Raw genomic sequence first — 12,272 nt, forward strand, 5'->3', positions numbered from 1 at the left:
TTTTTTAGTCTCTATTTTAAACATGTCTTGATCTATGCAATAAATAAAGTGGCGTTGTAATTAAATTATACTCATTTTAGTATTACTAAGTTCAATTACTCTATCCAGCTTTACTTATGCATATATCAATATATATTGTAAATCATAACTTTTTCTAATTAAATCCTACAATTTAAAAAAGTCTTTTATAATTGAAACTACCTCATCACCAATTCTAGTTTGAGCTTCTTTAGTCGCTGCTCCAATATGAGGAGTTACACTAACTTTAGGATGATTAATTAAAGCTTCATTTTTTGTTGGTTCTTCTTCAAATACATCAATTCCTGCACCTGCAATAACTTCATTATTAAGTGCTTCTAATAATGCAGCTTCATCAACAACTTTTCCTCTAGCGCAATTAATTAAATATGCATTTTTTTTCATCAAATTTAATTCATCTTTTCCTATTAATGATCCACTTTCTTTATCATACGGAACATGTAATGATATAAAATCAGATTCTTTTAAAACTTCTTCAAATGATAAAAATTGATAGCTTAACTCTTCATGCTTTCCTTCTATTGTATTGTATATAACGTTCATGCCTAATGCTGTTGCTTTTTTAGCTAAAGATTGTCCTATCCTACCCATTCCTATAATTCCAAGTGTCTTTCCTGCTAATTCAAAGCCTTGATATTTCTTCTTATTCCATTCACCATTTCTCATAGTTACATTAGCTATTCCAACAAATCTTGAAACTGCAAACATATGAGCTAAAGCTAGTTCTGCAACTGAATCAGAGCTTGCTGATGGAGTATTTGTAACACTTAAATTATTTTTAACAGCATAAAGTATATCTATATTGTCTATCCCTACCCCTGCTCTAATAATTAACTTTAAATTACCGCCGATTTCTTTATCAATAACATCAGCTGTAACTTTAGTAGCTGATCTTATAACCAATACATCAAAGTCTTTTAATTTTTCACCTAAAATATCTTGATCAAAATGTTCATTTATAACTTCAATACCCAAACTTTTTAAACCTTCTATAGCTTTAGGTTGCAAACCATCATTTATTAATACCTTAATCATAAAAATCCCCCCAATTCAATTCCTAAGTTTAATTACTCAGTCCACTTTACTTATGAATATATCAACATAACCCTAAAATTTCTTCTATATTTTTAAGCAATTCCTTTACATCTTCTACTGAGCAATCAGCCATATGAGCTATTCTAAAGGTCTTTTCTTTTAAATCACCATATCCATTAGAAATTTGGAATCCTCTTTTACCAAGCTCTTTATTTAAATCAGCTACATTTATTCCTCTAGTATTTTTAATTGTTGTTAATGTATTTGATAGATGATTTTCATCTGGGAAAATATCAAAATATTTTTTAGCCCACGCTCTAACTATTTTAGCCATCTCAAGATGTCTTGCAAATCTATTTTCTAGTCCTTCTTTATTAAGTATATTGTCTAATTGATAATCAAGAGCAAACATGTGAGAAAGTGATGGTGTTGAAGGATATTGATAATCTTTCTTTTGAATATATTGATATAATTTTAATAAATCTAAGTAATACCCTCTGCTCGGAACTTTTTCTGCTCTCTCTTTAGCTTTTTGTGAAAAAGTACATACTGATAATCCTGGAGGCAAACCTAAAGCTTTTTGAGATGATGTAATACAAACATCTATCCCCCATTTATCAACTTCTATTTTCGTTCCTGCTGCTGAACTTACTGTATCAACAATAAGAACTACATCAGGATATTTCTTAACTATATCTCCTATTTTATCAACTGGATTCATTACTCCTGTTGATGTTTCATTATGAGTAACAGCAATTAAGTCGTATTTCCCTGTACTTAATGCTTTTTCTACTTCTGCTAGATCTATTGCTTGTCCCATTTCTATTGAAAATAAATCAGCTGGAACATTGTTGTTAACTGCCATGTCATACCATCTTTTTCCGAAAGCCCCCACGGAAAATACAGCTGCTCTTTTAGCAGTACAACATCTTATAGCACCTTCCATAAGTCCACTACCAGAAGTTGTAGAAAGTAATATTTCACTATTTGTATAAAATAACTTTCTTAAATTATCGCTTATTCTTCTTTGTAAAATTGAAGCATCCTTACTTCTATGTCCTATCATCGGCGTTGCCATTTTTTCTAGGACATCCTCTCGAACCTCAACAGGTCCTGGAATAAATAATTTTTTATGCATTTTAAAACCACCCCATTTTATTAATAAATTATATTGCTTATTAGTGCTTATTTGACATTGATTTATTTGTATATTTTACTACTTATTTACATTTAACTCAATACTTTATCGCTTTAAATTGTACTACTTTGCTATTGTTAAATTTTTAACCATTTTTAGTGTTTTTCTTCACTTTTATTGTTAATTTATTAACAATAGATTTTAGCTATATTATAACAATTATAAGTACATTTTTTTCAAACATAAGCATTTTATATTCTCTTTAATATATTTATGCTTCCTTTATATCATTTGTGAAATTTATTATTAAATACATATAAAACAAAATGGAGAGTTAGTTTTATTATTAACAAAATTTTACATATTAATTTATTACATCATAATAACATTATTTGGTATTTTTATCAATGTATTGATACCAAATAAAATGTTTTTCACATTATTAATTAACTTTAAATTATATATATATATTTCTTATCCCCTCCCTCTTTCAACTAAATATTTATCTAGAACCTAAGGTTTATGAATTTTTCAATCTTTAAAAATTCTTTAAGATACATTTCTTAATCTTTAAACAAAATTATAATTTGAGTTATCCACAGACTCTTTTTTTAACAAAAATTAATTAATTCACATAATAATAATCTAAATTCATAAAAATAAATAAAAAAGATCCCTAATAATTTTTTTATAAAATTATTAGGAATCTTTTTCTATTAATATCTATCATATTCTTCATCAAAAAATAATACTGATTCTGTTTCTCTACAATACTTTACACACATACATTGTGCTAATTTTCTTGGACATCTATAACATAAACATGTTAAATCATGCGAATTACATTTTCCATTTTTTAATTCTGGACAATCTTCACAATTAACTCCATTTCCTGCTGGCATAACATCAATTCCTTTCTTTGAAATTAGGCACATTCAAATAAATAACTAGTCAGTATGCTAGTTTATTTTGAGAACTACTTCTTCATTGGAATCTACTAATAGCATAACTATTAGCAGAACCCAAGTCATTGTATTTCACAAAATATCCGTCGCATCTTTGACTTGTTATTTATTTTCATATGCCTTATAATATTACAATTATTATACTACTAAATTATAATACATTTTTATAAAGTAAATTCAAAGCTTTAAATTAATATTTCTTTCTTTTTAAATACAATATGTGCAATTGTATAACTAATTATTGTAGTTAAAATCATTACAATAACTCCATTAATAGGAGTTATATTCACGTTTTTATACATATATGCTATATCACCAGTTATTACAGATGTTACAGAACCATAACTTAAAAATACAAGATGTGAAAACTTTGATAAAAATTCAAACATTTGAAATACTATAGTTCCTGAAGCTGTTATTATAATTGATATAGCTGTAGTTACATTACTGCTTTTAAATAATGTTGATATTAAAAATATTATTGAACAACAAGTTATTATAAAAAATATTTGTAATAATAACGACCTTATTATCAACTCATTAAAGTTTCCTATTCTACCTGTATTAGCGATTCTAACTAAGTCTGGATATCTTTGAGCTGGCATATTTGAAGTATCTAAAAAATACCTTACTCCCATTGTTTTAGGATATGTTCCTGCATTAAATCCTTTTACAGCTCCAAGTCCCAAAAATGTTAAAATTTCTGTTGATATAATCATTGTTAATACAGTAATTGTTATAGCTATAAATTTAGATAACAAAATCTTTCCCCTTGATACAGGTTGCACTAGCAAGAATTTCAACGTTGGTGGAGTACATTCCCCTGAAACTATATCACTCATAAATACAGATATCCCTACTGCTAATAAAACCATGCCTAATATAGCCATAACACTGTCTATATAATTATAAGCATTAAACTCATATCCGTATAATGGTTTTATATTATTTTGCTCTAAGTATTTAAGTTTATCTATTCTTTCCGAAATCCATGTCTTGTCTTCCTCTGCAATGTCTTTATTTTTTAAATTTTCCTCATGACTCTTTATTTCTTCTGTCACATCTAGCTTCCATTGATCAACATCACTATGATTGTTTATTTGATTTTCATATTTTATTTTTTCTTCTTCATAATGTTTCAAATCTTCTTTTAACGTATTTAAATATTCTTTATCTTTACTATTTTCTATTTTGCTCATTTCTTCTTCTGTATAATTAATACTTTTTTCAACTTGTTCTAATTTATATTGTGGAGAATTATATTTTTTCATATTTTTATCTTCATGATGTAAGCCATACATACCGACTAGCATGAATATTATAAATAATCCAAATACAATCCATGTTTTAGGCCTTTTTAGTATCTTTATAAGTTCATTTTTTATTAACAAAAATATCATTTATATAGATCCTCCATTCATAAGTTCCATATATCTTTCTTCTAATTCTTGTTTGTTTTTATAGACTTCACAAATTTCTATATTTTCGTTTACTAATTTTTTTATTAACTTAGGAGTCATGTCTTTTTCTATAAGCAATATTATTTCATCTCCATTTGTTTTACTCCTAATAACATATGGTAGTGTCTTAACTATATCTAATACTTTTTCAATAGCAGTCTTTGTCCTTAAAATTATATCATCTTTTCCTTGATATATTCCTTTGTTACCCATCTTCTCTATAGACTGAATTACGCCTTCATTTATGAATGCTACTTTATCACATAAATTTTGAATTTCACTTAATATATGAGAGGAAATAAATACTGAGATTTCTTTTTCTTTAGATGCTTTTTTAATAAGTTCCCTAAATTCTAATATTCCTGTTGGATCTAGTCCGTTAGTAGGTTCATCTAATATAAGCAGTTTAGGATTTCCCATTAAAGCTACTGCGAGTCCTAATCTTTGTTTCATTCCAAGAGAATATTTTGAAACTTTATCATCTATTCGTTTTTCAAGACCTACAAGCTTTACTAATTCTTCTACTTCTTTTTTAGATACACTTCTAATTCTTGCTATTTGCATTAAATTTTCTCTTCCAGAAAGATATTTATATAATTCAGGATTTTCAACTACAGCTCCTACGTTTTTAAGTGCCTTTTCTTTATTTTTATTTAAATCATAACCACATATTCTTATTTCACCATTACTAGGTTGTATTAAGCCTACTAACATTCTTATAGTTGTAGTTTTTCCTGCACCATTAGGACCTAAAAATCCAAATATTTCTCCTTGCTTTATAGAAAGATTTATTCCTTTAATTATCTCAGTTTTTCCTAATGTTTTATAAAGATTTTCTATTTCTAAAACATTCATAAATTTTCCTCCTTAACGTGAGCTATACTTAGAATTATAAGTACAACAAATTAATAAATATATATATAATTTCTTAATATTTATTAAATATATTTTGAAACTCTCAATATGAAAGTCTATATAACCTTAAAATTTATTATTCTCTTAATATTTGAATTTTTTTAAAATTAATACTTAATAGTAATAAAATGTTTACAAATTATCTTATATTAAAAGTTCCAAGATTTCTAAAACAATATATTGTAAAAATTCTAGTTGAATTTTTTCTATGAGTTCTCCAACTTCACATTGCAATTTTCAAATAAACTTCTGTGAAAAATAAAAATAGAGCTTGTATTATTTAATTTAAATAAATAACAAACAACAAGCTCTATTTATCTTTTAGTTTTTCAAATTTTAAATATCTTAACTTTAAATACTTATAAAAATACTTGTAGTATAGCTAAAAGTATTACTCCTGGTATACCTAAAAAGCCTGCAATTAATGCAGTAATTGGATTTATTGCTAAGCCAAAATTAAAATTAGCACCAACTAAATTTACTACATATAATATTACAACTCCAAGCACTCCATTTATAAGAATTTTTAATGGCCATTTTAAAAGTTTTATCATTAAAAATAATAAAACTAATCCAATCAAACCATATATTATATATTGCTCATTCATACACAAACTCCTTTTTATTATTTTGAAGAAATGTTCCTTTGTAAAACATAATCATCAGTCACTTTAATTCCTTTTGATTTAGCTATAAGTAATAGATAATCATATCTTTTTTTAGCCATTTCTTCTGCATATATTGCTACTTCAATTAATTTAGAATCATTCACATTATCGAACATACTTCGTGCTGCATCAATTTCAGACTTAGTATCTTCTAATTGCTCTATTAATTCCTTATTTACATCTATATCTTTTGTTCTATTAATTAAATATTCAATTATTCTCTTTTTATTCATATAAATACCTCCAAACACTACTATTAAAATCTTATCCATAGGTTTGAATGTATATACTTAATTTTTATATATTTTTTTAATTATAGTAACACTTTTTTTAAAGAATTCATAATATATTACTATAAAAACTTTTCACTCATATCAAATAAAAAGTTCTAACTCCCATCTATATAACACCTTTTTTTCTGGAACCCAATATCTATTGGGTTCCATTTTTAGTTCTATGATTTGTTTTATAGATTTGTTTTTAATTAGACAGTGATATTATAGTATAAGAGCGCAGTGGCGTTGGAATTTTCTTTCTACAATACTTAATAAAGATTTGTTGAATTAATTGCTTGTCACAATGTCTCATTGGGAGCATGCATTAATTAGACTAAGCTTTGTTTTAGTATTGTTAAAGTAAATTCCTCTGTCCATGAGCATTATACTATAAGATCACCATGCTTTTTTAAAACTATCTATATTTCTTTTCTACCTTCTAGTGCTTTAGATAGGGTTACTTCATCTGCATATTCTAGATCTCCACCAACTGGTATTCCTGCTGCAATTCTAGTTACTTTAACATCTAATGGCTTTAATACCTTTGCTATATACATAGCTGTTGCTTCTCCTTCTATATTAGGATTAGTTGCTAATATAACTTCTTTTACTTCTTCATTCATTCTTGCAACAAGTTCTCTTATCTTTATATCTTGTGGGCCTCTTCCCTGCATAGGTGATATATTTCCATGCAATACATGATACACTCCATTAAATTCTTTTACTTTTTCCATTGTCATTATATCTTTTGGTTGTTCTACAACACATATTGTACTCTTATCTCTATTAGGATTTGAGCATAATGCACAAGGATCTTTATCTGTAAAGTTTCCACATGTTGAACAATATTTTATTGTTCCCTTCGCTTTAACTAATGCGGTTGCAAACTCTCTTACCTCGTCATCAGGAAGATTTAATATATGTAAAGTTAATCTTTGTGCTGTTTTTTTCCCTATGCTTGGCAATTTTGCAAACTCTTCAATTAATTTTTCTATGGCTACTGGATAAAATTCCATATTACACTTCTCCTTTATATATCTCATATTTTAGCAGAGTGTTGATACCTGCATAAGCAACGCTTGGCTAAATCATTGAGCTAAAGATTCGAATTTAGATAGTTAAAAGCATACAGCTTTAAGGAATTTCCTCTATTCTGTATGCTTTATTTTTACTTAGGATTTTATTAGATAATATTTTATTTTATTATTTAAAATAATCCTCCTGGCATTCCACCAGTTAATTTTCCCATTTTGCTAGCAGTTTCTTCTTCTGCTTTTCTTAAGGCTTCATTAACTGCTGTAAGTACTAAATCCTCAAGCATTTCTACATCATCTGGATCTACTACTTCTGGCTTTATATTAATAGATTTAACTTCTTTTTTACCAGTTACTGTTACAGAAACAGCACCGCCACCTACTGATGTTTCAAATTCCTTTGTTTCAAGATCCTTTTGCATATCTTCCATTTGCTTTTGAAGCTTTTGCGCTTGTTTCATAAGGTTATTCATATTTCCTCCCCCGAAACCTCCAGGGAATCCTCCTTTTGCCATACAAATCCTCCTCTTAATAAATTTCTACTCTCTATTATAGAACATTTTCTTATTGTTTACTACATTAAAATATTGATTCTACTCGTCTAATATTTCAAAAGGCATTCCATCTAACTTTTGCTTTAGCAATTCTTCTTTGCTTAATTCACCATCTTTATTATTTTCAACTTCATACCTTACTATTATTTTATCTTTTAATACTTCAGAAAATACTTCATTAACAATTTTTTTATATTCTAATTTTTCTAATCTATTTTTATTAAAGGCATATGATGCTTCATATAATAATGTGGCTACACCATTTTCAAATTTATATGGTCTTGCAGTTACTATAGATGCATATATAACCATTGCTCTTTTTGCTTTAAATGCCTCTAATATTTCTGACCAAGCTCTTTTTATATTATCTATTGTTAAAGAAGATTCAACATTAACATTATGTTCTTCTGATACAGTAGGTTGCTCTCTTTTAACTTGTTTTTCTTGAGATTTAACTTGATTATTTGATACTACGTCAGTTGAATGTGCTTTTTCACTTATTTGTGAATTTGATACTACTTGTATCTTACCACTTTTTATGCTTTCTTCTAACTTATTTATCCTAGCAAGCATGACTTCACTTGATGTATCATATTCTATTTTACACATCTTTATTATACTAAGCTCTAAATATAATCTGCTTTGTTTACTTACTTTAGAATTAGCTTCCCCTTCTTGAAGAATTCTAATCCCTCTCATTATTTCTTCAATACGTATTTTTTTACCTTGCTCTTTTATAAGTTCAATATTTTCAAGAGACATATCTAAAATCTCTTCTGGAGTATTAGAAACTTTAACCATAAGTAAATTTCTAAAATGTCCTATTAAATCTTTTATAAATAAATGAATATCCTTACCTGAAAAAACTAATTTATCAATTATTACCATAGCTTTTTCTATATTTCTTTCTACTATTGAATTAGTTATGTCAAATAAATATTCGTTTGTAACCAACCCTAATATGCTTATTAAGTCATCATATTTTATATTGTTATCACCCATAGCTATTGCTTGATCTAATATACTTAAAGAGTCTCTCATAGCACCGTCAGCCACTCTAGCAATTAAATCTAAGCTCTTTTCATCAACACTAACATTTTGTGATTCAGTTATTTTTCTTAATCTATCTGAAATATCTTTTTGATTTATTCTTTTAAAATCAAACCTTTGACATCTAGATAAAATAGTTATAGGTAATTTTTGAGGATCAGTAGTTGCTAATATAAATATAACATTACTTGGCGGTTCTTCTAATGTCTTTAAAAATGCATTTACCGCTCCCCCTGATAACATATGAACTTCATCTAATATATAAATCTTATACTTACCCTCTTGTGGAGGATATTTTGTATCATCAATTATATCTCTTATTCTATCTATTCCATTGTTAGATGCTGCATCTAATTCCGTAACATCCATTGATAAACCTTCATTTATCTTTTTACACATCTCACATTCATTGCAAGGCTCTCCATTTTGAAGATTAAAACAATTTAATGCCTTAGCCATAACTTTAGCTGTTGATGTTTTACCTGTTCCTCTTGTTCCACAGAAAAGATATGCATGTGCAATTCTATCATTTAGAATTTCATTTTTTAATGTTGTTGTTATATGTTCCTGACCTACTACATCATTAAATGTCCTTGGTCTCCACTCTCTATATAAAGCTGTATATGCCAAAGGTTTCCTCCACCTTTCTATTTCCATTAAATCATATATTTATTATACACTAATAATTTAATAAATAATATAAAGCTTAAATTACTTAATTTATCTTCTATATACAACTTCTTAATTTTCCTAATATTATATACTCTATTTACTTCATTTATCTATGAACCTTATATTAAAATATCAATACTGTCTTTTAATATGTCCATATGTTAAAATGAATATTAGTATTTTAGTAAAAGATTATGTTTTAAACTGATTTTGATATATTAATAAGTTACATAAATTATAATTATCTAAATACTTAAGCATAACTTAGTAAAAATTTTGGAGGTAGTAGATAAAATGAGTTTATATGATGATAAATATTTAGAAATAGCTAAAAATATTTTAGATAATGGGTATTATGATAATAATAGAACTGGAATGCCTACTTATAAAATACCCCATCAAGTAATGCAATTTAATTTAGAAAAAGAATTTCCTATATTAACTACTAAATTTGTTGCTTTTAAAACAGCTGTTAAAGAACTTTTATGGATTTTTAAGGATCAATCTAATGACGTAAAAAAACTTCAAGAACAAAACGTACATATTTGGGATGAATGGGAAATGGAAGATGGAACTATCGGAACATCTTATGGTTGGGTTGTTAAAAAATTTGACCAAATAGATAAACTTATAGATTCTTTAAAAAATAATCCTCAAGATAGAAGAATGATGCTTAATTTATGGCAAATACCTTATTTAGATGGTGGAGCTCTTTGTCCTTGTTGCTTCCTAACTATGTGGGATGTAACTGATGGTAGACTTAATTGTATGCTTGTACAAAGAAGTGGAGATTGGCCACTTGGAATTCCTTTTAATACCAGCCAATATGCTGTATTAGTTCATTTAATTGCTCAAGTAACAGGTCTTAAACCTGGACTATTTACTCATGTAATAAATAATGCACATATTTACGAAAACCAAATTGATGGAATGAAAACTCAATTAGAAAGAAAAGCTCAAGCTTATGATGCTCCAAAGCTTTGGATAAATCCTGAAATTAAAGATTTTTATGATTTTACTTCTGATGATATTAAACTTGAAGATTACAAGCATCATGAATCAATAAAAATGCCAGTTTCAGTTTAAAATTTAGTTGAGTGTTGATATATGCATAAATAAAACTGGTCAAAGTAATTGAACTTAGAAATACTAAAATGATTATATGATTTAAACTAGATATTAAAAGGGGGCTTATAAATGTTATCAATAATAGTAGCTATTGCTAAAAATAATGTTATTGGAAGTGATAATAAATTAATTTGGCACATTTCTGAGGACTTAAAAAGATTTAAAGAAATTACAAGCAGAAAAACTATTGTAATGGGAAGAAAAACTTTTGAATCTCTTCCTGGAGTATTACCTAATAGAAAACATGTGATTTTAACTAGAGATAAAAATTTTAAAGTTAACTCTGAATGTGTAGAAATAATTTATGATTTCGAGGAATTATTAAATAAATATAATAACTCTGACGATGAAGTTTTTATAATTGGTGGTGGAGAAATTTATAAACAGCTATTACCTTATTCTAATAAATTGTACTTAACAAAAATCAATAAAGATTTTAATGGGGATACTTATTTTCCGCAAATAAATTATGATGATTTTAAAATAGATTATGAATCAGATGTTATAACTGATGAAAAAAGCGGATTAGAATATAACTTTATAAATTTAAGTAGACTTTCTTAGTTGAAATCTTACACTCTCCTATATATTAAAAAAGAACAAGAAAATGAGGGAATTTAAAATTTAAATTCCCTCATTTTCTTATCCTATTGTTTTGTCCTATATTGTTAATCCTATTGAAGAATAACCTAATTTAATTCGAAAAAAAATCCTTCATTCTCTGTGAAGGTTTATGTATATAAACCGTGCACCTCGCTTCGATAAAAATTCCCTATACGTTACCTTTGCAGTTAGCTCAGACCAGATTGATCCACGGCACATGCAGTGTGCACTTATCGCTGCTTCCTTCCGGACCTGACGAGGTTCATACGCTTTCATTGCGTGGGACCCAGTCATCAACACCACTTACAAAGGTCAGACTATAAAAAATTAATACCTCTACGAGGAATTCAATCCTGCTATAGCGGATTGCAGGTTACAGGGCACCGCTAACTCCCCATCTAGCACGGAATGGTGGTATGAAGAGGATTCGAACCTCAATAATTCTTTTTCTTAATGAAAAGTATCTGCCTCCATTAGGCATCAAACCATATTAAGTACTATACATTTTTTATACTTTTACATCATAACACATACCATCTATAAATACAAGATAATACTATTAATATACTTTTGTAAATATATATATTATTATGAATTTATCTTAAATTTTTCCTTAATATTAATATTTATTTAAATTAAAAACATTAATATTTTTCTATTGCCAATTCATAATATCATATATATTTTTTTGATTCAACCTTTTGTTTAAATATTATTTAGGCACATGAAAATAAAT

The 12,272-nt window shown here is 27.1% G+C and carries 12 protein-coding genes and 1 other RNA gene; 2 read left to right on the forward strand and 11 right to left on the reverse strand.

What is annotated here, in order from left to right; all coding sequences use genetic code 11:
* Positions 1-165: 165 nt before the first annotated feature.
* The 10 genes from NG901_RS14550 to dnaX all read right to left on the reverse strand — a co-directional run bounded on the left by NG901_RS14550 (position 166) and on the right by dnaX (position 9,763).
* Positions 166-1,074, reverse strand: a complete 909-nt coding sequence (locus NG901_RS14550) for a D-2-hydroxyacid dehydrogenase (RefSeq protein ID WP_252216078.1) — start codon at positions 1,072-1,074, stop codon at positions 166-168.
* 61 nt (positions 1,075-1,135) lie between these two features.
* A complete protein-coding gene (locus NG901_RS14555) occupies positions 1,136-2,212 on the reverse strand; it encodes a pyridoxal-phosphate-dependent aminotransferase family protein (protein WP_252216080.1) in 1,077 nt (358 codons plus the stop codon).
* Positions 2,213-2,928: 716 nt separating this feature from the next.
* Positions 2,929-3,114 carry a hypothetical protein gene (locus tag NG901_RS14560; protein WP_252216207.1) on the reverse strand — a complete coding sequence of 62 codons (186 nt, stop codon included), beginning with the start codon at positions 3,112-3,114 and terminating at the stop codon, positions 2,929-2,931.
* A 248-nt stretch (positions 3,115-3,362) separates the two neighbouring features.
* Positions 3,363-4,577, reverse strand: a complete 1,215-nt coding sequence (locus NG901_RS14565) for a DUF2705 family protein (RefSeq protein ID WP_252216083.1) — start codon at positions 4,575-4,577, stop codon at positions 3,363-3,365.
* Entirely contained in the window at positions 4,578-5,492 is a 915-nt protein-coding gene (locus tag NG901_RS14570; RefSeq protein WP_252216086.1) for an ABC transporter ATP-binding protein, read from the reverse strand.
* Positions 5,493-5,911: 419 nt separating this feature from the next.
* Positions 5,912-6,160: a pro-sigmaK processing inhibitor BofA family protein gene (locus tag NG901_RS14575; RefSeq protein ID WP_252216089.1), complete on the reverse strand. Its 249-nt coding sequence runs from the start codon at positions 6,158-6,160 to the stop codon at positions 5,912-5,914.
* A gap of 17 nt (positions 6,161-6,177) precedes the next feature.
* Entirely contained in the window at positions 6,178-6,453 is a 276-nt protein-coding gene (locus NG901_RS14580; RefSeq protein WP_252216092.1) for a YaaL family protein, read from the reverse strand.
* 461 nt (positions 6,454-6,914) lie between these two features.
* Entirely contained in the window at positions 6,915-7,511 is a 597-nt protein-coding gene (gene recR / locus NG901_RS14585; protein WP_252216095.1) for a recombination mediator RecR, read from the reverse strand.
* 191 nt (positions 7,512-7,702) lie between these two features.
* A complete protein-coding gene (locus NG901_RS14590) occupies positions 7,703-8,044 on the reverse strand; it encodes a YbaB/EbfC family nucleoid-associated protein (protein ID WP_004443240.1) in 342 nt (113 codons plus the stop codon).
* Between the two features lie 78 nt (positions 8,045-8,122).
* Positions 8,123-9,763 carry a DNA polymerase III subunit gamma/tau gene (gene dnaX / locus NG901_RS14595; RefSeq protein WP_252216098.1) on the reverse strand — a complete coding sequence of 547 codons (1,641 nt, stop codon included), beginning with the start codon at positions 9,761-9,763 and terminating at the stop codon, positions 8,123-8,125.
* A 336-nt stretch (positions 9,764-10,099) separates the two neighbouring features.
* On the opposite strand from dnaX, the gene NG901_RS14600 reads away from it, so the two are divergent.
* A complete protein-coding gene (locus NG901_RS14600; protein WP_252216100.1) occupies positions 10,100-10,891 on the forward strand; it encodes a thymidylate synthase in 792 nt (263 codons plus the stop codon).
* A gap of 111 nt (positions 10,892-11,002) precedes the next feature.
* The gene (locus tag NG901_RS14605; protein ID WP_252216103.1) at positions 11,003-11,497 is read left to right on the forward strand and encodes a dihydrofolate reductase; all 495 of its coding nucleotides are present in this window, start codon (positions 11,003-11,005) and stop codon (positions 11,495-11,497) included.
* 180 nt (positions 11,498-11,677) lie between these two features.
* On the opposite strand, the gene ffs is transcribed toward NG901_RS14605, so the two are convergent.
* An RNA gene (ffs, locus tag NG901_RS14610) (signal recognition particle sRNA large type) lies at positions 11,678-11,943 on the reverse strand.
* Between the last annotated feature and the right edge of the window lie 329 nt (positions 11,944-12,272).

The sequence above is a fragment of the Clostridium sp. CMCC3677 genome (genome assembly GCF_023845585.1).
Lineage (GTDB): Bacteria > Bacillota > Clostridia > Clostridiales > Clostridiaceae > Clostridium > Clostridium aquiflavi.

Bases quoted from the DNA above. Each gene is read 5' to 3' on its own strand.
- NG901_RS14605 (WP_252216103.1), top strand. From the start codon at position 11,003: ATGTTATCAATAATAGTAGCTATTGCTAAAAATAATGTTATTGGAAGT.
- NG901_RS14600 (WP_252216100.1), top strand. From the start codon at position 10,100: ATGAGTTTATATGATGATAAATATTTAGAAATAGCTAAAAATATTTTA.
- NG901_RS14555 (WP_252216080.1), bottom strand. From the start codon at position 2,212: ATGCATAAAAAATTATTTATTCCAGGACCTGTTGAGGTTCGAGAGGAT.
- NG901_RS14550 (WP_252216078.1), bottom strand. From the start codon at position 1,074: ATGATTAAGGTATTAATAAATGATGGTTTGCAACCTAAAGCTATAGAA.
- NG901_RS14560 (WP_252216207.1), bottom strand. From the start codon at position 3,114: ATGCCAGCAGGAAATGGAGTTAATTGTGAAGATTGTCCAGAATTAAAA.
- NG901_RS14590 (WP_004443240.1), bottom strand. From the start codon at position 8,044: ATGGCAAAAGGAGGATTCCCTGGAGGTTTCGGGGGAGGAAATATGAAT.
- NG901_RS14570 (WP_252216086.1), bottom strand. From the start codon at position 5,492: ATGAATGTTTTAGAAATAGAAAATCTTTATAAAACATTAGGAAAAACT.
- NG901_RS14575 (WP_252216089.1), bottom strand. From the start codon at position 6,160: ATGAATGAGCAATATATAATATATGGTTTGATTGGATTAGTTTTATTA.
- NG901_RS14565 (WP_252216083.1), bottom strand. From the start codon at position 4,577: ATGATATTTTTGTTAATAAAAAATGAACTTATAAAGATACTAAAAAGG.
- NG901_RS14580 (WP_252216092.1), bottom strand. From the start codon at position 6,453: ATGAATAAAAAGAGAATAATTGAATATTTAATTAATAGAACAAAAGAT.
- recR (WP_252216095.1), bottom strand. From the start codon at position 7,511: ATGGAATTTTATCCAGTAGCCATAGAAAAATTAATTGAAGAGTTTGCA.